General features: G+C 71.2%; 21 protein-coding genes and 2 tRNA genes. 6 read left to right on the top strand and 17 right to left on the bottom strand.

Annotated features, from left to right (window positions below; all coding sequences use genetic code 11):
* The first annotated feature begins 199 nt into the window (after positions 1-199).
* Entirely contained in the window at positions 200-1846 is a 1647-nt protein-coding gene (locus ACZ404_RS03875; protein WP_468435658.1) for a hypothetical protein, read from the top strand.
* Positions 1847-1877: 31 nt separating this feature from the next.
* Here the strand turns inward: ACZ404_RS03875 and ACZ404_RS03870 are convergent, their stop codons facing one another.
* Complete coding sequence (locus ACZ404_RS03870) at positions 1878-2435, bottom strand: HIT family protein (protein ID WP_468435657.1); 558 nt, start codon at positions 2433-2435, stop codon at positions 1878-1880.
* Positions 2436-2502: 67 nt separating this feature from the next.
* Between ACZ404_RS03870 and ACZ404_RS03865 the strand changes: the two genes are divergently transcribed.
* Complete coding sequence (locus ACZ404_RS03865; RefSeq protein ID WP_468435656.1) at positions 2503-3162, top strand: potassium channel family protein; 660 nt, start codon at positions 2503-2505, stop codon at positions 3160-3162.
* A 31-nt stretch (positions 3163-3193) separates the two neighbouring features.
* Here the strand turns inward: ACZ404_RS03865 and thrS are convergent, their stop codons facing one another.
* From thrS to ACZ404_RS03850, 3 genes are all read right to left on the bottom strand, one after another.
* Positions 3194-5170: a threonine--tRNA ligase gene (gene thrS / locus ACZ404_RS03860; protein WP_468435655.1), complete on the bottom strand. Its 1977-nt coding sequence runs from the start codon at positions 5168-5170 to the stop codon at positions 3194-3196.
* A 93-nt stretch (positions 5171-5263) separates the two neighbouring features.
* Positions 5264-6490, bottom strand: coding sequence for a hypothetical protein (locus tag ACZ404_RS03855; RefSeq protein WP_468435654.1), 1227 nt, complete (start codon positions 6488-6490; stop codon positions 5264-5266).
* Positions 6487-7053 (bottom strand): DUF4365 domain-containing protein, encoded by a 567-nt coding sequence (locus tag ACZ404_RS03850; RefSeq protein WP_468435653.1) that lies wholly within the window; start codon positions 7051-7053, stop codon positions 6487-6489. The genes ACZ404_RS03855 and ACZ404_RS03850 overlap by 4 nt, the downstream gene beginning before the upstream one ends.
* Before the next feature lie 167 nt (positions 7054-7220).
* On the opposite strand from ACZ404_RS03850, the gene ACZ404_RS03845 reads away from it, so the two are divergent.
* On the top strand, positions 7221-7946 hold the full coding sequence (locus tag ACZ404_RS03845; protein WP_468435652.1) for an exonuclease domain-containing protein: 726 nt from the start codon (positions 7221-7223) through the stop codon (positions 7944-7946).
* A gap of 112 nt (positions 7947-8058) precedes the next feature.
* Here ACZ404_RS03845 and ACZ404_RS03840 read toward each other — a convergent pair.
* The 9 genes from ACZ404_RS03840 to ACZ404_RS03800 all read right to left on the bottom strand — a co-directional run bounded on the left by ACZ404_RS03840 (position 8059) and on the right by ACZ404_RS03800 (position 17061).
* Positions 8059-8130 (bottom strand) — tRNA-Val (locus ACZ404_RS03840).
* Between the two features lie 39 nt (positions 8131-8169).
* A complete protein-coding gene (locus ACZ404_RS03835; RefSeq protein WP_468435651.1) occupies positions 8170-8616 on the bottom strand; it encodes an SRPBCC family protein in 447 nt (148 codons plus the stop codon).
* Between the two features lie 120 nt (positions 8617-8736).
* Positions 8737-11475 (bottom strand): exo-rhamnogalacturonan lyase family protein, encoded by a 2739-nt coding sequence (locus tag ACZ404_RS03830; RefSeq protein ID WP_468435650.1) that lies wholly within the window; start codon positions 11473-11475, stop codon positions 8737-8739.
* A 135-nt stretch (positions 11476-11610) separates the two neighbouring features.
* Positions 11611-12240 carry a hypothetical protein gene (locus ACZ404_RS03825; RefSeq protein WP_468435649.1) on the bottom strand — a complete coding sequence of 210 codons (630 nt, stop codon included), beginning with the start codon at positions 12238-12240 and terminating at the stop codon, positions 11611-11613.
* A 10-nt stretch (positions 12241-12250) separates the two neighbouring features.
* Positions 12251-13153, bottom strand: coding sequence for a carbohydrate ABC transporter permease (locus ACZ404_RS03820; RefSeq protein ID WP_468435648.1), 903 nt, complete (start codon positions 13151-13153; stop codon positions 12251-12253).
* A complete protein-coding gene (locus ACZ404_RS03815) occupies positions 13150-14121 on the bottom strand; it encodes a carbohydrate ABC transporter permease (protein ID WP_468435647.1) in 972 nt (323 codons plus the stop codon). The genes ACZ404_RS03820 and ACZ404_RS03815 overlap by 4 nt, the downstream gene beginning before the upstream one ends.
* On the bottom strand, positions 14121-15407 hold the full coding sequence (locus tag ACZ404_RS03810; protein ID WP_468435646.1) for an ABC transporter substrate-binding protein: 1287 nt from the start codon (positions 15405-15407) through the stop codon (positions 14121-14123). Before ACZ404_RS03810 ends, ACZ404_RS03815 begins: the two co-directional genes overlap by 1 nt.
* A 1018-nt stretch (positions 15408-16425) precedes the next feature.
* A tRNA-Val gene (locus ACZ404_RS03805) sits at positions 16426-16497 on the bottom strand.
* Between the two features lie 84 nt (positions 16498-16581).
* A complete protein-coding gene (locus ACZ404_RS03800) occupies positions 16582-17061 on the bottom strand; it encodes a TIGR02611 family protein (RefSeq protein WP_468435645.1) in 480 nt (159 codons plus the stop codon).
* Positions 17062-17252: 191 nt separating this feature from the next.
* Here ACZ404_RS03800 and ACZ404_RS03795 point away from each other — a divergent pair, with 191 nt between their 5' ends.
* Both ACZ404_RS03795 and ACZ404_RS03790 read left to right on the top strand, forming a co-directional pair.
* The gene (locus ACZ404_RS03795; RefSeq protein ID WP_004002642.1) at positions 17253-17666 is read left to right on the top strand and encodes an SsgA family sporulation/cell division regulator; all 414 of its coding nucleotides are present in this window, start codon (positions 17253-17255) and stop codon (positions 17664-17666) included.
* Between the two features lie 324 nt (positions 17667-17990).
* Entirely contained in the window at positions 17991-18551 is a 561-nt protein-coding gene (locus ACZ404_RS03790; RefSeq protein WP_468435644.1) for a CGNR zinc finger domain-containing protein, read from the top strand.
* Between the two features lie 153 nt (positions 18552-18704).
* On the opposite strand, the gene ACZ404_RS03785 is transcribed toward ACZ404_RS03790, so the two are convergent.
* Both ACZ404_RS03785 and ACZ404_RS03780 read right to left on the bottom strand, forming a co-directional pair.
* Positions 18705-18857 (bottom strand): hypothetical protein, encoded by a 153-nt coding sequence (locus ACZ404_RS03785; RefSeq protein ID WP_351707323.1) that lies wholly within the window; start codon positions 18855-18857, stop codon positions 18705-18707.
* A 122-nt stretch (positions 18858-18979) separates the two neighbouring features.
* Entirely contained in the window at positions 18980-19420 is a 441-nt protein-coding gene (locus tag ACZ404_RS03780; protein WP_468435643.1) for a hypothetical protein, read from the bottom strand.
* Positions 19421-19805: 385 nt separating this feature from the next.
* On the opposite strand from ACZ404_RS03780, the gene ACZ404_RS03775 reads away from it, so the two are divergent.
* Positions 19806-20330, top strand: a complete 525-nt coding sequence (locus tag ACZ404_RS03775) for a DsbA family protein (protein WP_468435642.1) — start codon at positions 19806-19808, stop codon at positions 20328-20330.
* A gap of 33 nt (positions 20331-20363) precedes the next feature.
* Here ACZ404_RS03775 and ACZ404_RS03770 read toward each other — a convergent pair whose 3' ends face one another.
* Together ACZ404_RS03770 and ACZ404_RS03765 are read right to left on the bottom strand one after the other, a co-directional pair.
* A complete protein-coding gene (locus ACZ404_RS03770) occupies positions 20364-20768 on the bottom strand; it encodes a VOC family protein (RefSeq protein ID WP_468435641.1) in 405 nt (134 codons plus the stop codon).
* Positions 20769-20802: 34 nt separating this feature from the next.
* Positions 20803-21627, bottom strand: coding sequence for a GNAT family N-acetyltransferase (locus tag ACZ404_RS03765; RefSeq protein WP_468435640.1), 825 nt, complete (start codon positions 21625-21627; stop codon positions 20803-20805).
* Between the last annotated feature and the right edge of the window lie 64 nt (positions 21628-21691).

The following is a 21691-nucleotide window of genomic DNA, read 5'->3' as shown; positions in this document are numbered from 1 at the left end:
CACTCCGTGCGCCGGTGGGCGGCTTCGGCCGTCCGCCGACGCCGTGTCGGTGGCTGCGGATACGCTGATCACGTGATCACGTCGTGCCGGGCGCCCGCGGTCCTGCCGTGGTGCCGGCACGTCGGCCTGTTCAACAGGTGTGCGGACCAGGGAAGTCGGGAAGGCCGCAGGAGCGGGGCCGGCGGCGATGGGGGCGGGAATGTCGGTGGGAACGGAGTGGGACGGGCCGCAGGTGCCCGTCTCCGGCGACGAGGGGCAGGCGGCGACGTTCGCCCTGGCCTCTGCGGCCTACCGGGACAACGTGGTCGAGGACATCAAGAAGACCGACAACGAATGGCACCAGTCGACGGTCAAGCCCGGCAAGTGGGCGCTGCTGCGGCCCAACCTCGGTGAGGCCTTCTCCCGGGCGGTGGTCGACCGCATGCTGGCGCCCGGCCGCAAGCCGCTCATCCAGTCCTTCGGCGCCGAGCCCCAGGTCGTCGTCGAGCACTGCATGGCGGCCAACAACATCCGCCGGGAGCGGGACAACCGGCTCACCGCCGTCATGGTGCTGTGCGGTCTGATCTTCCTGCCGGGACTGATCGGCTGGCTGCTCGTCTTCCAGCTCCGCTCCCTCGTCGCCAAGCGCGACGACAAGCGGGCCGGGGCGCTGGCCACCGCCCTGCTCACCGGGGTCGGCGTGCTCGCCGGGCTGTTCCTGCTGAAGATGCCGTTCACCGGCTTCTGGGGGTGGTACGCGCGCGCGGCCGTGGTCGCCCCGGTGCTCGGCTGGTTCTGGGCCAAGCAGATCTGCGAGCGCTCCGCGAAGGACCTGCGGGCGCGCTGGGACGGGCTGCTCTCGGGCAGCAGCGTCGGCGCCAAGGTGCCCGAGGCGGTGCCGCGCAGCCCCGGCGAGACCGCGGCCGAGCAGCTGCGCCAGTCGCTGGCCCGGCTCAGCGCCGAGCAGCGGTCCAACTCGGTCTTCTACGCCGGGCCCAAGGGCATACTCGGCATGGGCACCCGCTGGGGCGCCTGGCACCTGGCGGAGGACCTGGTGCCCGCCGACGCCGGCCGGGAGATCCACCCCTTCCGCAGCTGGGACGTCATCCGCTCGATCCACGACCAGCTCCGCATGCTGGAGCGGGGCCCGCTGAACACCGGCGGCTTCCCCCGGCCGTCGATACGGCACTGGATCGTCACGCCGATCGGGGAGAACGCCAAGGAGGTGTCCCGGCCCGAGGGCACGGACGTCGAGGCCTTCCAGGTCAAGCAGCACGCGATACAGGACATCTGCAACAAGCAGCAGTTCGGCAGCGGTGACCGCCACTATCTGGGCGTGCAGTGGACGCTGTGGGACGGGCAGCTGGTCATCACCATGCTGATCACGGTGACCGTGCTGCACGAGACGCTGCGCATCGAGGTGACCGGGCACGCGCTGGGACCGGTGAACCCGCTGTTCACCACCAAGCCGGCGGCGCCCACCAAGGAGGTCGCCAAGTCGCTCAAGCCCTGGGAGAACCGCACGGTCAGTCTGCCCCTGGTGCCCACCGACGAGGTGGTACGGCTCACCGCGCGCGCCCCGCTGACCTGGTACCCGCCGCTGCTCAACTGGCTCGGCGGCTCCCTGGTCCTGCCCGAGCCGTTCGGCCTGCGGCACGCCTGGGCCGACCAGCCGTGGCGGCACCGCTTCATGGCCGACGACGCGCTGCGCGCGGCCACGCCGGTGCTGCGGGTGGTGCACTCGGCGGCGATCCGGGTCCTGGAGGAGAACGGCGTCGACACGGAGAAGTTCGGCACCCGCTCGTCCTTCCTCAGCGGCCAGGTGCAGGACCCGACCCCGCGGAAGGCGGACCTGTACGACGCGTGAGCGGTGCCCTCGACAGAGGGCACCGGGGACTCTAGACGGGCCAGGCCTCCGCCAGCATCTTGCGGGTGTCCGCCAGGAGCTGGGGCAGCACCCTGGTGTGGCCGACCACCGGCATGAAGTTCGTGTCGCCGCCCCAGCGCGGGACGATGTGCTGATGGAGGTGGGCGGCGATGCCGGCGCCGGCCACCGTCCCCTGGTTCATGCCGATGTTGAAGCCGTGCGCGCCGGAGGCGGTGCGCAGGGCGGTCATCGCCTGCTTGGTCAGCTCGGCCAGCTCGGCGGTCTCCGCACCGTTCAGGTCGGTGTAGTCGGCCACGTGCCGGAAGGGCACGGTCATCAGGTGGCCGCCGTTGTACGGGTAGAGGTTCAGCACGGCGTAGACGTGCTCGCCGCGGCGGACGATCAGCCCGTCCTCGTCGGACTTGGCCGGGATCGAGCAGAAGGGACAGCCGTCGTCGGCCCCAGGACCGGTCGGCTTGTTCTCGCCCTGGATGTAGGCCATCCGGTGGGGCGTCCACAGGCGCTGGAACGCGTCCTGCGTCCCCACTCCGATCTGCTGCTCCGGCTCACTCGTCATGCAAGGCAGCATATGGCTTCGCCCGTTCGCGGCGTGTCGCCGGGGCGGCGGGGAGGCGGTCACCGGCCAAGCTTGGCCGGTGGACGACGACAGCCGCTACGCCCGCTGGGAGCAGCGCACCGAGATTCCGCTGTTCCTGGCCTCGCTGCTCTTCCTTGCCGCCTATGCGACCCGTGTGCTCGCCACGCACCTGGCGCCCTTCTGGCGGAGCCTGTGCGGGCTCGTGCTGCTGGCCCTGTGGGTGCTGTTCGCCGTGGACTACGTGGTGCGCTGGCGCCTGGGGAGGCAGCGCTTCGTCCGCTTCGTCAGCACGCACTTCCTGCACACGGTCGTGGTCCTTCTGCCGTTGCTGCGCCCGCTGCGGATCGTGCCGCTCTACGACGTCATCCAGCGTCGGCAGGGAGACCCCCGGCTGTCCCTGCACGTGCGGGTGATCGCGTACGCGGGCCTGTCCACCGTGCTGCTCGGGTTCTCCGCGGCGCTCGCGGTCTACCAGCAGGAACGCGGGGCGCCCGGGGCGACCATCCGCACCTTCGGGGACGCCGTGTGGTGGGCCGCCTCGACGCTCAGCACCGTCGGCTACGGCGACGTCACCCCGGTGACCATGCTCGGCAGGATGATCGCGACCGCCATCATGGCCTGCGGGCTCGCCCTGCTCGGCGCGGTGACGGGATCGTTCTCGTCCTGGCTGATGCAGACCTTCTCCCGCGAGGGTGACGAAAGGCCCCCGGGACGCTGAACCTCCCGGGGGCCCTGGCCGGTCGCGCGGATCAGACCTGGGTGCGCTCCGCCACGACCTTCGCGATCTTGGCGAGGGCCTCGTCGAACGGGATGCCGTTCTCCTGGGAGCCGTCGCGGTAGCGGAAGGAGACCGAGCCGTTCGACATGTCCTCGTCGCCCGCGATGACCATGAAGGGCACCTTCTGCTTCTGGGCGTTGCGGATCTTCTTCTGCATGCGGTCCGAGGACGAGTCCACCTCGATGCGCAGGCCCTGCTTCTTGCCGGCCGCGGCGAACTTCTCGAGGTACTCCACGTGCCCGTCACCGATCGGGATGCCGATCGCCTGGACCGGCGCCAGCCACGCCGGGAAGGCGCCCGCGTAGTGCTCCAGCAGGACCGCGAAGAACCGCTCGATGGAGCCGAACAGCGCGCGGTGGATCATGACCGGACGCTGCTTGGAGCCGTCGGGGCCGGTGTACTCGAGGTCGAAGCGCTCGGGCAGGTTGAAGTCGAGCTGGATGGTCGACATCTGCCAGGTGCGGCCGATGGCGTCCTTGGTCTGGACGGAGATCTTCGGGCCGTAGAAGGCGGCGCCGCCCGGGTCCGGGACGAGGGGCAGACCCTGCTTCTCGGCGACCTGGCGCAGCGTCTCGGTCGCCTCCTCCCAGGCCTCGTCGGAACCGACGAACTTCTCCGGGTCCTTGGTGGACAGCTCCAGGTAGAAGTCGGTCAGGCCGTAGTCGCGCAGCAGGCCGAGGACGAAGGTGAGCGTCTTGTCGAGTTCCTCGGACATCTGCTCACGGGTGCAGTAGATGTGCGCGTCGTCCTGGGTGAAGCCGCGGGCCCGGGTCAGGCCGTGCACGACGCCCGACTTCTCGTACCGGTACACGGTCCCGAACTCGAAGAGGCGCAGCGGCAGTTCACGGTAGGAGCGGCCGCGCGCGTCGAAGATCAGGTTGTGCATCGGGCAGTTCATGGGCTTGAGGTAGTAGTCCACGCCCTCGTCGAGCTGCATGGGCGGGTACATGCCGTCGGCGTACCAGTCCAGGTGACCCGACGTCTCGAAGAGCTTCCCCTTGGTCGCGTGCGGGGTGTAGACGAACTCGTAGCCCTCCTCCTCGTGGCGGCGGCGCGAGTAGTCCTCCATCACGCGGCGGACGATGCCGCCCTTGGGGTGGAAGACGGCGAGGCCGGAGCCGATCTGCTCGGGGATGGAGAACAGGTCCAGCTCGGACCCGAGCTTGCGGTGGTCGCGCTTCTCCGCCTCGGCGAGGAAGTCCAGGTACGCCTTCAGCTCGTCCTTGGTCGGCCAGGCGGTGCCGTAGATGCGCTGGAGCATCGGGTTCTTCTCGCTGCCGCGCCAGTAGGCGGCTGCGTTGCGCATCAGCTTGAACGCCGGGATGAGCCGGGTCGAGGGCAGGTGCGGACCGCGGCAGAGGTCCTTCCAGCACAGCTCGCCGGTCTTGGCGTCCAGGTTGTCGTAGATCGTCAGCTCGCCGGCGCCGACCTCGACGTCCGCGCCGTCGTCGTGCGAGGCGGCGCCCTTGAGGCCGATCAGCTCCAGCTTGTACGGCTCGTCCGCCAGTTCCTCGCGGGCCTGCTCGTCGGTGACCACGCGGCGGGAGAACTTCTGCCCCCGCTTCTGGATCTCCTGCATCTTCTTCTCGATGGCCTTGAGGTCATCGGGGTGGAAGGGCTTGTCGACGTCGAAGTCGTAGTAGAAGCCGTCCTTGACGGGCGGGCCGATGCCCAGCTTGGCCTCGGGGAACAGCTCCTGCACGGCCTGCGCCATGACGTGCGCGGTGGAGTGGCGCAGGATGTTCAGGCCGTCCTCGGACGTGATGTCGACGCCCTCGACCTCGTCACCGTCGGCAAGCTCGTACGCGAGGTCCTTCAGCTCGCCGGCCACGCGCGCGGCGATGATCGAGCGCTCGCCCGCGAAGAGGTCGGCGGCCGTAGTGCCCGTCGTCACCACGCGTTCTTCCCGCTCGGAATCGCGTTGGATGATCACACGGACGTCTGACACCGGTCTCTCCTGACTGAAGGTGGGGTGCGGCGCCATACCAGGAGCGCGCGCACAAGGGATCGTACCGACCCGACACCACCGACCGCGAAACGGTCACCCTCCGTCCTCGGTCCCGTACGCCTCCTCGACATAGTCCAGGTTCTCCTGCAGGGACTTCAGCAGCCGGTCCCGCTCGGCCTCGTCCACCTGTACGGGTACGACACCGCAGGCGCCGGTGAGCCGGCGGAAGCCGCCCCGGCGCTCGAGCCTGCCGTCCACGCGCACCGGGAGGCCGACGAGGTGGGCGTGGCCGGCGATGCGGTACTCCTCCTCGCCCAGGGTGACGCGGACGTGCGGGACCTCGGCGCCGGCCAGCACCCGCAGCCGTACCGTGCCCTCGCCGCGCGGGCCGGAGCGGCGCATCCGGACCACGGCACCGGTGACGCGGACCGGGACGGAGGGTTCCTCGCGCAGATAGCGGGCGCCGGCCGCGTGCAGCGCGGGCAGGTCGCCGGGGGAGAACTCGACGGGCTCGGCGGAGGCCGCGCAGCCCGCGGGCACCCCGGCCCCGGGGGCCCAGGCGACGGCGACGCGGGCGCCCTCGGTGCCGCGCACGAGAGCGGTCAGCGCCTCCGTCAGCTCCCGGCTGACACCGGCCTCGACGGCGCCGTCGAAGGCGTCCATGCCGCCGGTGGCCCGCTGGTAGTCGATGGCCTCGCGGGCCGCGTACAGGGCCTGGTGGAGCCGGACGGCGAGCGGGCGGCCGGCGGCCACCGGCGCGAAGGCGGTCAGGCTGCGGCCCTCGGCGGCGGGGCCGACGAGCACGTTCTCCAGCAGGGCGGCGGCGGGCCGCCGGTGCCGGGCGCCGTAGTAGCCGGCCCGCGCGCGGGTGGCGAGGGCGGCGGCGAGCAGCATCTGCCGGGCGGCGCCGCGCAGGCGCTCGTCGGCCGTCCAGGGCGCGGCGCCCGCCGGCCCGCCCGGGGTGTCGCGCCACCAGCGGATCTCGTCGCTGGGCACGGCGAGGGCGATCAGCACCTCGCGCGCGGAGGGCGTGTCGCTGCGGGTGAGGGCGTCGAGGGCCTCGCCGAGCAGGTCGTCGCTGTCGGGGAAGGCCCGGCTCTCGGGCACCAGCAGGCTGGTCCCGCCGGCGCCCGGCACGGGCGGGGTCCAGCGGCCGTAGCGCCCGGGCGCTCCCCCGCGCCGCTGCCAGCCGTGCCGGTGCAGCAGGGCGCCGAGCACGGCGGGGTCGACCTGGGCCGGGTCGGGCGGCCGGTTCCAGACGAGGTCGTCGGGGTGCGGCCGGACCTGACGCGGCAGTTCCTCGTACGGACGGCTTCTCACGGCCTGCCTCCCGTTCCCACCCGGGCCATGATCTCGCACAGCGCCCGGTCGTCGAAGATGCGCGAGGTCGGGATCCGCACGGTGGTCCGGTGCCGGCCGGTGACCGGGTGGCCGGCGAGGTTGGTCCAGTAGCAGCAGTGCCTGAGGTCGAGCCGGTCGTGGCCGGCGCGCAGCCAGTCGTCCTGGGCGCGCGGGACGAGCATGACGACCAGGATCTTGTGCACCGAGACCGGGGTGCGGGCGAGCTTGCGCAGATGGTCGTTGTCGAGCGTGAAGGAGAAGAAGCGGCCCGGGGGGTTGGGGGCGATCTGGTAGGTGCACTTGAGCTGCACCTTGATGGTGACCTCGTCGTCCACCGTGTGGCCGGGCGCGCTGTGACTGACGTGCCAGTCGATGCCGTTGTCCGGGAAGGGCTGGGACAGCGAGCAGCCCGCCGCGGCGGCGACCGCGTGCAGATAGCCGACCTGCAGTGTCTCCATGCAGGCCGTGGTGGCGAGCGTGCCGCGAAGGGGGCCCGTGCGTTCGGGCAGCAGCCCGCCCCGCTCGGGCTGCGCCATGGCCATGAACAACAGCCTTCCACCCAGGAGTTTCCCCGCTGCGGGTCGCTGAACTGCAAAGACCCGTACTCCTGTTGTGTCCTTCCGGCGTACGGCGCAAACGGCCCGGGTATCACCAAACGGGCAGAAGACGGAACGTCACCTGCCATGCTTGAGCGAGGAGTTGGGTTGGGATGACGTGCTGGTACGAGGGGCCGCTGGCCGCCTTCGACACGGAGACGACGGGCGTGGACGTCGAGACCGACCGGATCGTGTCGGCCGCCGTCGTGGTCCAGGACGCGCCGGGAAACCGTCCCCGGATCACCCGCTGGCTGGTGAACCCGGGTGTGCCGGTGCCCGAGGAGGCTACGGCGGTGCACGGGCTGACGGAGGATCACCTGCAGCACAACGGCCGCTGGCCGGCGCCGGTGATGTACGAGATAGCCGAGCAGCTGGCCGAGCACGCGGCCATGCGGCGCCCGCTGGTGGTGATGAACGCCCCGTTCGATCTCACCCTGCTGGACCGGGAGTTGCGCCGGCACCGGGCGTCGTCGCTGGACCGCTGGTTCCAGGCGACCCCGCTGCACGTGCTGGATCCCCGGGTCCTGGACAAGCAGCTCGACCGCTACCGCAAGGGCCGCCGCACGCTGACCGACCTGTGCGCGCACTACGGCGTGCCGCTGGAGGGCGCGCACGACGCGGCGGCGGACGCGCTGGCCGCGCTGGAGGTCGTCCGGGCCGTGGGCCGCCGCTTCGCGACCCGCCTGGAGCGCCTGTCCCCCGCCGAGCTGCACGCCCTCCAGGCCGACTGGCACGCGGCGCAGGCGCGCGGCCTGCAGGCGTGGTTCGCCCGCAGCGGCTCGGAGGAGATCGTCAGCACGGACTGGCCCCTGCGCCCGGACCTGCCGGCCGCGGCGTGACGGAGCGGGACGCCCCGGCCGGACGGATCGGCCGGGTGCGGCGGAACGCCCCGGCCTGGAGCCTCGCGCAACACAAAAGGCCGGTCCGCTGGTGCGGACCGGCCTCTCCCGGTGGGCGATACTGGGTTCGAACCAGTGACCTCTTCGGTGTGAACGAAGCGCTCTCCCACTGAGCTAATCGCCCGGGAACGCACTGAACAATACAGGTGCCGACGGGGTTCGTTCAAACCGCTTGCAGGTGGCGCAGCAGTCCGCGGCGGCCGGCCCGCATCATCAGCCGGTGGTTGGCGCGGAACAGCGGGCGGCCCGGCACGGCGAGCCGCCTGAGCAGCGGCTTGGTCACGTCGACCACTTGGTCGTAGCGGGCCAGCGTCCCCGAGCCGTCGGGGGTGACCGTCCAGCGGGCCCAGCCCTCGAGGTCGCCCGACAGGGCGCTCTCCAGGCAGCCCGCGGCCGGGTCGCGGCGGGTCTCGCGGGCGGTGAAGTTCAGGTCGTACGGCAGGACCGAGCGGACGGTGAGCAGGCCCGTGCCGGCGTCGAGCCGGGTCACCGAGCGCACCTGTGGCCACCAGCGCGGATAGTCCTCGGGCCGGTCCAGCACGGCGTAGACGGCCGCCGTCGGGAAGGGCAGGGACCACAGGGTGCGGAAGCGGTAGTGGGTCCAGTCCATGGGCTGAGCCTGCCCGGGGCGCGGCCATCTGAGTACGCGTACTCATGTGCCAGGCCGTGACGCGGGCCACACTGGCCGGACGAGCGCCGCCGCCCGTGCGACGGCGCTCCCCCGCAGCGCCTAGCCCGGCATCCTGTCCCCGAGCAGGGCCAGGTTCTCGATGGCCGCGAGCCCGTAGAGGGCGGTGTCGTTGGTCGACACCCAGCTCGCCTCGCTGCCCTCGACCAGGGTGGCCGGTCCGGTCAGCTTCTCGGTCTTCCACGGAGAGGACTCGGCGTAGCCGTCGGAGCTGTAGAACTTGGTCCAGGCCCGCTCGGCGAGCGCGGCGTCACCGGTCTGCACCGCGGCGTAGGCGTCCAGGCGCGAGTGGCCCTGGAAGAGCAGCAGCGTGCCGAAGTGCGAGCCGTAGCGGGCCGCCTGTTCGCTCTTGCCGGCGTTGAAGTAGCGGCAGTAGTCCAGGTAGGCCTCCTTGAACTTCGGCATGTCGACGAGGTGGATCAGCTCGGCGCACAGCTCGTTGAGGCCGAAGACGGCCGACAGGTGCGAGACGGACACCACCGGCTTGTCGGCGACGGCGAACCTGCCGGTGTCCAGGTCGTACAGGCCGCTGCCCTGGACGAAGCCGTTGGGCTGGGCGGCGATGCCCTCCATCGTGGACAGCACGCGCGCCTTGGCCTTCTCCCACTTGGGGCCCCTGCGCTCCCACTCGGTGAGCCAGGCCGAGACCAGGCCGCTCCAGTCCGTGCCGAAGCCGATGGACAGGGCGTGCCGGTCGGGCGTGTAGGGGTCGGTGCGGACCTTGCGCTGCGGGTCGAGGACGAGGAACGTCTCGTCGGAGTCGACGTTGGCGTGCATGAGGTCGCCGACGCGTTCGTCGGCGGTGAGGAAGTAGTAGAAGCGCCGGTAGGTGGTGTTGGCGATGCGCTGCTGCTTGGCGCTGTCGGCGAAGTGCTGCACGCCGTGCCGGGTGCCGAGACCCGCCCACTGGCCGATGTGGTAGACGTCGACCTCGCCGGTGTGCCGGGTCATCGCCTCGGCGAAGCGGAAGATGTCCGAGCGGCCGCTGCGCAGATAGGCGTACCAGAGCCAGAGGTCGGGCGAGAGCTCGGAGTTGTCCCAGGCGTAGCCGCCGATGTCGTAGCGCCACACGTGCCGCGCGGAGTCGTAGGTGTGCATGATGTCGCCGTAGTCCCAGAAGCCGTACCAGCGGCGCATCTCCACCTGGTCGCGGTAGTAGGTGAAGAGGAAGTCGAGGTGGTCCTCGATCTTCGCCTTGGCGGCGGTGGAGCGGTCCGGCTCGGAGAACAGGCCGGGGCCGAAGACCTTGGCCTTGATGAGCTGCTGGGGCGGGGCGGCGAGCTGCGGGAGCGTGCGCACGGCCTTGGCCTGGTCGGCGAGGGTGTCGGCAGCGGGTGTGGAGCCGTTGGCCCAGAAGAGGAGTTCGGAGGTGCGGGCGATGCCGTACGGAGTGCCGAACTGCGGCTCGTAGTCCTCGTAGGTGATGTTCAGGCCCTCGAGCTGTTCGGCGTAGGTGTCCTGGCCCATGCCGTCGTGGTAGAAGCGCAGGTCCATGGGCTGTGCCTCGGGCGACCAGAGCCAGAGGGTGACGGTGGCCTCGTCGGTGTGGGCGTCGCGGATGTCGAGCTGGGCGGGGAACTTCTCCCAGAAGTCGCGCAGTCCGAAGGAGAGACCGCCGCTCGCCCCGCCGACGTAGCCGAAGCCGGAGGCCCGTCTGCCGCCGCCGGCGCCGATCCAGCCGTAGCCCTTCTTGGTGCGCTTGCGCAGGGTGAAGCCGTCGGCGGAGAGCTGGGAGAGGGTGTAGTCGCCCCAGTGCGGGATGTACTGCAGGCGGCTGGTGACGCGCTGGTCCCAGGTGGACGGGTCGGGCAGCTTCCTGCCCTCGTACTGGGCGGCCTGAACGGCGGCGCCCGGGTCGCGGCGCAGTCCGGTGATGCCCTGGACGGCCTCGCGCAGCAGGCCGGTGCCCTCGCCGCCGATGCGGACGTGCCGGTCGTAGGCGGCGTCCCGCATCGGCACGGAGAAGCGGACGCCGAGCCCGCGGACGAAGTCCCCGCTCGCCTTTCCGGGCTCCAGCGTGCCGTCGTAGGTGATGGTGTGCACCATGCGGAAGGATTCGGACCCGGCGTAGAAGTACAGCCGGATGGAGAAGGGCAGCCAGCCGCGGTGTCCCTTGCGGTGCTTGCCGTCGATGCGGACCACCGCGCGGACCGGGCCGTCCTGTTCGACGGTGACGTCGTCGATCGCGCCGTCGAAGCGCTCGGTCCGGACGGTGCCCTGGTCCTCGTCCTCCACCTCGGGCTGCCGGATGAGGACGAGCCTGCCGTTGCGGGCGATCTCGGTGGATCCCCGGGTGACGGACTTGATGAGCGTCGAGCCGTTCTTGCCGATCTTCGCGGTGATGACGCCGGTGGAGACGTCGATGGTGCCGCCGCTCTGGTCGACGGTGACCTTCCGGTCCGGTGCCGTGGGCGTGCCGGCGGTGAGGGTGAGCTTGCCGGAGCCGGAACCGACGGCGTGCGCGGTCCACTTGAGCGAGCCGTCGGGCCAGTGGGCGAGCGGCCAGGTCTGGACGGGTACGTCCTTGCCGCCTGCGTCCGTGACGGCGAAGGTCTGGTCGGCCTTGTGGGCGCCCATCGGCCAGGGCACGCCGACGGTGGAACCGGGCGCCGCGCCGAGGCCGCCGTCCTCCAGCCAGTCCAGGGTGACCGGGTCGGCGCCGTCGGCCGCGGCTGCGGGCGCCGCCTCGGCGCCCTTCGCCCCGAGGGCCCGGCTGAACCGGGTGGCGGCTGAGGCGACGGCGGCCGCCTTGAGGAGGGACCTGCGGGGGAGGGGAGACATGGTTCAGCCGTTCCTTTCCGTGCGGGAAGCCGTTCCGTGCATCTGGTCAGGGGCATGACAGAGAGAGGCGCGGCGCCGGGCACGGGCTCCGACTGCGCCCGGACCGCCGGCCTTGGCCGGAGGGCGCCGCTTCGGTCAGCGGCGCCGGTACCGCTCCTCCACGGCGACGGCGGCCGCGGCGACGGCCCCGAGTACCGGGACCGCCAGGGGGGCGATGAGCAGGGCGGAGCAGCAGACGAGGACCGCTCCGCCGACGAGCAGGAAGGATCCGGCGGGATCGAGGACCGTACGGCGGCCGGCGGCCGCGAGCAGGGCGCGCCAGTTCTCCCCCGGTGCCCAGACGGCCGTCGCACGCAGCCCGGCCACGGCCGACCCGATCAGCGCGAACAGCCCCACGGCCGCCACCAGCGGCCCGCCGGGCAGCCCGGCGCGCACGGCCTGGACGTCCACCCGGACCAGCGCCGCCACGGCCCACCCGGCGGCGCCGACCACCCAGCCGCCGCGCAGGGCGGCCCGGAAATCGGCGGTGAACTCCCGCCACCCGCCGCGCTCGTGGGCCGTACGACGGCGCAGGTGCCGCGCGCCGGCGGCGAAGGCGGCCGGGTAGGTGACCACGCCGAGGGACGCCACCGCGATCCACACCCCGGTCAGCAGACACTCGGCGAAGACGCCGAACCTTCCCCCATCTCTCGACTCCGCCCGAGCCGGGGAGGCCCCTGTGGTGAACACCGGCTCCCTGCGGGGCTTGATGCGCGCGTGCGCCATGGTGACCCCCTCAGCCCTTCAGTCCGGAGGTCGCCATGCCGTCGATCAGGTACCGCTGGAAGGCGAGGAAGAACAGCAGCACCGGCAACAGCGCGACCAGCGACATCGCGATCATGCCGCCGTAGTTGGCGGCCACGCCGTCGGAGTCGCGGAACATCATCAGGCCCAGCGAGACGGTGTACTTGCCGGGCTCGTTGAGGTAGATCAGCGGGCCCATGAAGTCGTTCCAGGCGTTGATGAAGGTGAAGATCGCGCTGGTGATCAGCGCGGGCCGGCACAGCGGCAGCACGATCGACCAGTACGTCCGCAGGTGCCCGCAGCCGTCGAGCCGTGCGGCCTCGTCCAGCTCGCGGGGCAGGTTGCGCATGAACTGCACCATGAGGAACACGAAGAACGCCTCGGTGGCCAGGTACTTGCCGATCAGCAGCGGCACGTAGGTGTTGACCAGCCCCAGCTTCTGGAACACCACGTACTGCGGGATCAGCAGCACGTGGTACGGCAGCAGCAGTGTGCCGATCATCAGCGAGAACAGCAGGTTGCGCCCCGCGAACCGGATGCGGGCGAAGGCGTACGCGGTCAGCGAGCAGGAGATCAGCACGCCGACGACGGCACCGCCCGCGTAGAGGAGGGAGTTCTGGAAGAAGGTCCAGACCGTGATGTCCGCTATGCCGTCGGCGAGGCCCTTGAAGTTGGACAGGATCGGGTGGGAGGGGAACAGAGTGAGGCTGTTGATGATGTCCTTGCTGGGCTTGAACGAAGCGCCGATCACCCAGACGACCGGGTAGAGGATGACCGCGAGGATCAGCAGCGCGCCGAGGTGCCAGGCGAGGGAGCCGGTGCGCCGGCGGCCGGGGACCGGGCGCTTGGCCGCGGCCGGTTCGACGGTGGCCGGCTCGGTGGTGACCGCACTCATCGGGCGCCCTCCTCGTAGTGCACCCACTTCTTCTGGGACCAGAAGAGGACCGCCGTCACCAGGGCCACGGCGAGCAGCAGCATCCAGGCCATGGCGGAGGCGAAGCCCATCTGGGCGTTCTTGAAGCCCTGCTGGTACAGGTAGCAGGTGTAGACGAGCGTGGCGTCGGCCGGTCCGCAATAGGTGTTGGAGACGACGTACGCCGAGCCGAAGATCTGGAAGGAGTGGATGGTCTCCAGGAGCACGTTGAAGAAGAGCACCGGGGAGATCATCGGCAGCGTGATGTTCCAGAACTTCCGGAAGGGCCCCGCGCCGTCCATCTCGGCCGCCTCGTACAGCTCCCTCGGCACCTGCTTCAGCCCGGCCAGGAAGATGACCATGGGCGCGCCGAACTGCCAGACGGTGAGCGCGACCAGGCAGTACAGCACCCAGTCGGCGTTGCCGACCCAGCCGCCGACGTGCCGGCCGAAGAAGGACTGGGTCCGGTCCACGACGGCGCCGTCGGAGAAGATCGACCGCCAGACGAAACCGACCGAGACGCTGGCGCCGATGAGCGAGGGGGCGTAGAAGGCGGCCCGGTAGAAGGCCTGGCCCCGCCGGCTCTGCGCCAGGAGCAGGGCGACACCGAGCGCCAGCAGCAGCTTCAGCGGGGTGCCGATGACCACGTACTTGGCGGTCACCTCCACCGACTTCTGCCAGCGCGGGTCGTCGAACATCTTGGTGAAGTTGTCGAGCCCGACCCACTTCGGGGAGTTGAAGAGGTTGTAGTCGGTGAACGCGAAGTACAGCGAGGCCACCATCGGGCCCGCCGTCAGCAGCAGGAAGCCCGCGATCCACGGGGACATGAACAGGTAGCCGGCCAGGTTCTCCCGCCGGCGGCCCGGCCGCCCCGCGGTTGCGTGGGCGGCCGGACCTGTCTTGCGGGTGGCGCGCACGGTGTCCTTGACGAGCGTCACGGAGTGTCCCATCAGGCCTGGAAGGCGGCCTCGGACTCGGTGAAGAACTGCTTCACCGCGTCCGGGACCTTCGTCTTGCCCTGTCCGAGGTCGCCGCCGATGCGCAGGAAGGCGGCCTCGATGGTGTCGGCACCCGAGGGGTGCGGGGTGATCGTGCCGAGGACGCCGGACTTGGCGGTGTCCGCCTCGTACTGCGCGATCTCCTTGTTCACCGCGTCGGTCGGCTTGTACGCCTCGTACTGCTCGGTGCTCGCGAGGATGCCCCGGTCGTAGCCCATGATCTTGCCGGCCCCGGGGTCGTGGACCATGAAGTCGATGAACTGGGCGACTTCCTTGGGGTGCGCGGTGTGCGCGGAGGCACTGAGCATCAGGGAGGCGAGGTACTGGCCGGTGTGCTTGCCGTCCATGGTGGGGATCGGGGCGAGGCCGTAGGTGCTCTCGCCCTCCGCCGAGTAACGGACGGTGAAGTTGTCCCAGGTGAACTCCGAGGCACCGTGGCCGGCGGAGAGCGAGGACTTGGGCTGGTCCTGCTGGACGACCTTCGGGTCGGTGACGATGCCGGCCTTGATGCGGTTGTAGCCGTCCGTCCACCACTCGGTCAGGTCCGCCTTGTCGAAGCCGAGTCCGTCCTTGGTGAAGAACGCCTTGCCGTTCTGCCGCAGATAGAGGTCGTACAGGTACATGATGGAGAAGTAGCCGGTGTCCCCGGGGACCTTCGTCCTGTCGTGCACGGTCTTCAGGGCCTTGAAGTACTCGTCCCAGGTCCAGCCGGGCTGCGGCTCGACGCCCGCCTTCTGGAAGATTTTCTTGTCGATGACGAGCGCCATGGTGTTGGAACCGACAGGAATTCCGAGTTGCTTGCCGTCGACCTCGCCGACCTTCGTGACGTCGGCGCGGAAGTGATCCAGGCTCAGATTGCCGGCCTGCACCTGTGACTTGAGGTCGAGGAGAATTCCTCTCTTGTCGTACTTCCGGAGAAAGGTGACGGCGTTCTGGAAAACGTCCGGGGGATTTCCGCCGGCCGCCTGGGTCTGGAACTTCTCCCAGAACGACTGATAGGTCTGGAAGTCGGTCTTGACCTTGATCTTCGGGTACTTCTTCTCGAACAGCTTGATCGTCTGGTTGATCTTCTTGGCGCGTTCCTCGGCACCCCACCAGGAGTAACGGATCGTCACCGTCCCGTCCCCGGAACCGCTGCCGCCGCCGCACGCCGCCGTCGCGCCGAGCCCGAGCGCGGCCGCCGACGCTCCGGCCGCCTTCAGGAGCGTACGCCTCTCAAGATTCCCGCTGGTTCCCACAGTCGGGCCCTCCCCGCAGCATTGTGGTACGTCATGAATCGTTTCAAGTAAGCGCTTGCTGGCACAAGTTACGGAGGGGCCGGGGGTGCGTCAATGAGTCGGACAGGATTTTCTTGGGGACCGCTCCCGGCGGGACGGGCCTCGAGAGTCCGCCAACTGGGGCGACGCTGCAGGTGAAGTGACGTTTGGTCAGCCGCTGGGGGCACTCGGCCGGCGGCGGTCCGTACGAGGGCCCGCGCGGACGGAACCGGCGGGGCGGCGGGGAGGCGTGCGCTTCGTGAGCCTTGGCTCGCGGGTCTCCGCGTCGGGGGCCTCCGCGTCGGGGGCCTCGGCGTCGTGGGCCTCGGCGTCCTGGGCGATCGGCTCGGGGTGGCGTGGGCGATCGGCGTCCTGGGCGATCGGCTCGGGGGGCGTGGGCGGCGCCGTGGCCGAGAACGCTGCGCGTGGACTCGGGGCGAGTGGAGGAAATGTACCGGGGGGCGGAGCAAAGGCGCAGGTGGCCGGCTTGTCGGCTGGCACAGAGCTGCCACTTGGCGCTTTGGCGCATGCGTCGGCGGTGCGGGAGGCGTACGGCGCTGCGACTCGGGGGGTGCGGGGGGTGTGGGGGGTGTGGGGGTCGTGCGCCTCTTCCGTGGGGTGGCGCCCGGCGCGGGCGAGCCGGCTCAGGCCTGGCCGGGGCTGCCCCTGGCCGGGGCTGCGCCTGGCCGGGGCTGCGCCTGGCCGTGAGCGCCGGTGACGTGGGCGCGCGGCGTCGGTGTGTGGCGCGGGGTCCGCCGGGGCGGATCGCGGGGGCCGTGCGGCGGCGCTCGCCGTACGGCCGGTGACGTGTCGCCGTGCGTCCGGTGACGTGGATGCGCGGCGCGGGGTCCGCCGGGGCGGATCGCGGGGGCCGTGCGGCGGCGCTCGCCGTGGGTCCGTCACCGTGCCGGCCGCGGGCCCGCACCTGGATCGCCGGCCCGCCGACCGGTCGCACGCCGACGGCCCGCCTGCTTCTTGCAGGCGGGCCGTCGGTTCCGGGTGGGCGATACTGGGTTCGAACCAGTGACCTCTTCGGTGTGAACGAAGCGCTCTCCCACTGAGCTAATCGCCCGGGCGCAGGAAGAACATTACCCCATGTCAGGGGGTGCCTCCGACCAGGGGCGGGACCTGCGGGCGGGCTGGCCCCCGCGCCGGATCACTGGCCCTTGATCCTCCAGGGCATCACGGCGCCGAACTTCCACACGTAGATCCCGATCAGCACACCCACGACCACCAGGCCGATCACCGTCAGGACGATGTTCCGCCGGCGCACCCTGGGGTCGAGGGCACGCTGGGCCGCCTCGGTGACTTTCCGTTTCGTCCAGCGCAGCACCAGCTGGGCCCAGACGAACTCGGTGGCCCAGATCGCCATGCCGCCGAAGATCACCACCCAGCCGGGTCCGGGCAGCGGGAGCATGACGATGCCGGCCCCGACGACGGCCAGGCCCAGCACGAAGACGCCGACCTGCCAGCTCAGGTGCAGCACCCGGCGCGACTTGATGAATTCCGGCGCCCGGGAACCGAGCCCCTGCTCGGTCTCCTCAGCCTGCTCGGCCCGCTCCCCGTGCGGCGCCTCCGCCCTCGCCTTGTCCGCCATCACGGCGACCTCGTCCAGTTCGTCACTCCCCGTATTCATACATCCAAACCCTACCCGAGTGAATCACGTCACTGGAATGGACGCAGGTCGGGTACGAGTTCTCGGCCGGAAGAGTTACGTAAAGGCACGCAAAACCCTCAGAGGGGTTTACAACGGCACCGTAGGTGGCATGTCGATTTCGCCGACGTGCGAATCCCCGAGCGCACACTGAGCGAAAGGCCCTGGCGCTTATGAACACCACGGTCAGCTGCGAGCTGCACCTGCGCCTCGTTGTGTCGAGCGAGTCCTCCCTGCCTGTCCCCGCAGGCCTGCGGTACGACACGGCCGACCCCTACGCCGTGCACGCCACCTTCCACACCGGAGCCGAGGAGACCGTCGAGTGGGTGTTCGCCCGCGACCTCCTCGCCGAGGGGCTTCACCGTCCCACAGGGACCGGCGACGTCCGTGTCTGGCCGTCCCGCAGTCATGGTCAGGGCGTCGTGTGCATCGCCCTGAGCTCCCCGGAGGGGGAAGCCCTGCTCGAGGCCCCGGCGCGGGCCCTGGAGTCCTTCCTGAAGCGGACCGACGCCGCCGTGCCGCCCGGCACGGAGCACCGGCACTTCGATCTGGATCAGGAGCTCTCGCACATCCTGGCGGAGAGCTAGGCCGCGGCCCCTCGAAGCCGCCCGGCGCCGTCCACTCGGGGAGACGGCACGGGCCAGGACAACCGCATACGGCACCGCCCGGCGTCGTCACCGTGAGTGCTCATGGGACGGCGCCGTGCTGTGCCCTGCGCTCGGGGCAGGGGGCGCCTGGTCGGGCTCGGGCGGCTACGGTGCCTCGCCGGCGAGCCCGGGAACCGGGGCCGGGACGAGGGCGTTGTACCGGCAAGCGGGTGGGGCGGGACCCGGCGCGGGGAGCGGGGTTGTCGCTACCATCGGCCAGCATCGGCGGGCGCCCGCCCGACCCCCCAGGCCAGGGAGCGAAACGTGCTGATCACCCACGACACCCGGTGTGCGCTCGACACCGTGGTGGATCTGGTGAACACCGTGCCGGAGGACGAGACGGCGGCGGACGGACTGCCGGATGTGGCGGCCCTCGGCGCATTCGTGCAAAGCCACAAAATCAGCGATGTCGGGGTGCTGTCCGAGTTCGACCTCTCCGCGGTGCGCAAGGTCCGGGGCCGGTTCGCGGGGATCTTCGCGGCCCCGGACGCGCGAACCGCGGCCGGGATGATCAACGATCTGGTCGCCGCGGCGGGCACCACCCCGCGCCTGACGGACCACGACGGCTACGACTGGCATGTGCACTACTTCGCCCCCGGTGCCTCGGTCGCCGACCACCTGGCCGCCGACTGCGGCATGGCGCTCGCGTTCTTCGTCGTGGCCGGGGAGCAGGAGCGGCTGCGGCGCTGCGAGGCACCGGACTGCCGGCGTGCCTTCGTCGACCTCTCCCGCAACCGCTCGCGCCGCTACTGCGACAGCCGCACCTGCGGCAACCGGCTGCACGTGGCCGCCTACCGGGCCCGGCGCAAGGAGGCGGCGGGCTGAGTCGGCCGCCCCGGGTCCGGCAGAATCGGCACCCTGGCGGATCGACGCCCGTCCCGACTCGTGCTTGTCCCGACTGGTGCTCGTCCCGACTCGTGCTCGTCCCGCGGATCGACGCCGGCCCCGGCGGGTGGCGCCGGGACGGACGTGTACGGCTCACAGCCACAGCAGGTCGTGCAGCGCAGCCATGAGGAGCAGACACCCGATCACCGCTAGGAAGATCATCAGCGGTGGCTGGGAAAGGGCGAAGAGGCACCCGCGCGGCTCGTCCTTCGGCGGCGCGGCCTCGCTCTGTGTCGTGTCCAGCATCTCGCGGGTGATGATGGCCCAGGGAGGACCCCCTTGGCGATCAACACACCCGCCGAGTGCGGGAGTTCACCGGTTTCCACACCGGCCCGCTCGACTTGCTTCCGAATGTGAGCGGTTTCAGGTCATATGCCGTGCTTCTTGAGGATGTCCTCGATGTCGCTGAAGTCGTCGGCCGCGCTGGTGGTGCGTGGGGTGGCGGGCCGTCCGGCGGAGGTGGTTCCGGTGCCGAGGGAGGGGGCGGAGGCGCCGGGGGCGACCGCGCCGGCCTGGGCGCCGCGTGCCGCCCTGCGCTCGGCCCGGGTGCCGCCGCGCCGTCGCTCCACGGCCCGGGTCCCGGCGAAGAGCAGCCAGGCGGCGCCGAGTGCGCCGAAGCCGGCCCAGGCGGTGGGGCTGAAGGCGGTGTCGGAGAGCCAGCCGACGACTCCGGTCATCACCAGGCCGATCGGCACGAGCGAGTAGGCCGCTATGCGGGCGGCCGCCAGGAAACGCTTGCGGTAGGCCGTGACCACCGCGATGCCCAGGCCCGCCGCGGACACGGCGGAGCAGACGGTCTCGGCAATCATCCGGTCCTCCTGGCGGGCTCGGTCGGGCGGCAGCGACGCGGCGCACGACGGCATGCGCTGCGTCCCTTCCATCCTGCACCGCCCGGACGTCGCGCGGCCATGCTCCAGCCCGACATCAGGGACATCTCCGGGTCGTCTCCTCCTGGGGTGCCGGTGCGCCCGTGCCCCGTAAGGGCCGTCGGATCGCAGGGACCTTCGCGTCCGTAGGGGCCGTCGGATCGCAGGGATCTTCGTGTCCGTAGCGACCTTCGCATCCGTAGCGACCTTCGCATCCGTGGCGACCTTCGGACCCCCACGGACCGTCGGCTCCCCACGGACCGTGGGCCCGCAGGGCCCGCAGGGTCCCGGTTGGGTCGGTGGCGTCCGGCCTGGGAGACTGGTCGGCATGAGCGACTCCTCCCCCGTGCGCACCGAGGCCGTGGTCCTCGACGTCTGGTGCGAACTCCAGTGCCCCGACTGCCGCACCGCCCTGGACGATGTGCGCGCCCTGCGCGAGCGCTACGGCGACCGGCTGGAACTGCGGCTGCGGCACTTCCCGCTGGAGAAGCACCGGCACGCCTTCGCCGCCGCGCAGGCCGCCGAGGAGGCCCTGGAGCAGGGCAAGGGGTGGCCGTATGTGGAGGCGGTGCTGGGCCGGGTCGAGGAGCTGGACCGCAAGGGGGAACCCTTCCTGGTCGAGGTGGCCCGGGAACTGGGCCTGGACGCCGAGGAGTTCGACACCGCGCTGATCGACGGCCGGCACATCCTGATCGTGGACGCCGACCAGGCCGAGGGCAAGGCGATCGGCGTCACCGGCACGCCGACGTACGTCATCGGCGGCGAGCGCCTCGACGGCGGCAAGAGCCAGGAGGGACTGCTCGGGCGGATCGAGGAGATCACGGACCGGCTGCTGGCGGCGCGACAGGACTGAGGCGGCCGCGTACCCGGTGCCGGGCCGGCCGGCTCACGAGGTCTCGGCACCGCCGAGGTAGTCGGCGTGCCCGTCGTCGTCGACGTCGAAGGGGCCGGGCGGGATCACGCAGAACTCGTTGCCCTCGGGGTCGGCCATCACCAGGAACCCGCCCGTCGCGTACTCGGTGAGGACGCGGCCCCCCAGCGCCTCGATCCGGGCCCGTTCGGCGGCCGGATCCGGGGCGGCGATGTCGAAGTGCACCCGGTTCTTGCCGGCCTTCGGTCCCGCCACCTTCTGGAAGCCCATGCCGGGGCCGTCCCCCCGTTCCAGCCACACGTACGGCCCCGTCCTGGCCACCACCGGCCGGCCGAGCACCTCTGCCCAGAAAGCGGCGAGCCGCTCCGGGTCCACGCAGTCGATCACGAGGTCCTTGATCCTCACGCGCCTGTCCGTCATGGCGTGATCCTGACCTGCCAGGACGGTCCCGCCGTCACAGCAGGGGCTTGGCGTAGGCGTGGCTCGTGGCCCCGTAGCCGAGTCTGTCGTACAGGTGCTCGGCCGGGGTGTTGCCCGCGAAGACGTTGAGGGCGAGGACCTGCCGGCCGGCCTCGAGGGACTGACGCTCGGCCAGGAGCATGAGGGTGCGGCCGTGTCCGTGGCCGCGGTGGGCTGCGTCGGTCTCGACGTCGTAGACGTACGCCCGGTCGTCCTCGAGCGCCAGCCACAGGGTGCCCACCCGTGTGCCCTCGTGCTCCAGGACGCTGAAGAGCATGCCGTCGGTGCCGAGGCCGTCCGGCAGCAGCGTCTCGTGGTCGCGGCGGGCCTTGTCCCGGGCCTCGGCCTCGCTCAGGCCCCGCCGCATCCAGTCCCGGGCGTAGTCCTCGGACTCCTGGGCGTACCAGGCGTCGAACTCCGCCGGGGTCATCGGCCGCGCGCGGCTGCCCGGGGGCAGTTCGGGCGGGGTGTGCCCGAGGTGTTTGGCCATGCCGCGGTTGCGCAGGGTGTAGCCGAGGGCGGCGAGGAGCCGCAGCGCGGCCTCCGCCCCGGCGGGGACCACGGCCTCGATCCGGGTGCAGCCCCAGCCGCGGGCCACCTCCTCCGCGGCGAGCGCGGCCACCGTGCCGCGCCCGCGGCGCCGGTCGGGCTCGGCGATCTCCAGGGCGAGGATGCGGGCGGTGCCGGTGCCCAGCGACGGCGAGGTGCCTAGGTGGATCTCGCCGACGGGACGGCTGTTCACGCACACCTGGTAACGGCGGGAACGGGTCCCGTCGGGGCGCTGCTGGAGCGGCTCGGCCGGCCGCAGGGTCGTCGTCATCACAGGTGTTCTACCCATGACGCCCCGACACGGCAGCCCTTTTTCGGGCGTGGGACCTCGGTTC

The organism is Streptomyces sp. NPDC030798 (genome assembly GCF_055572275.1).
This window is presented reverse-complemented; position numbering and strand designations above follow the sequence as displayed.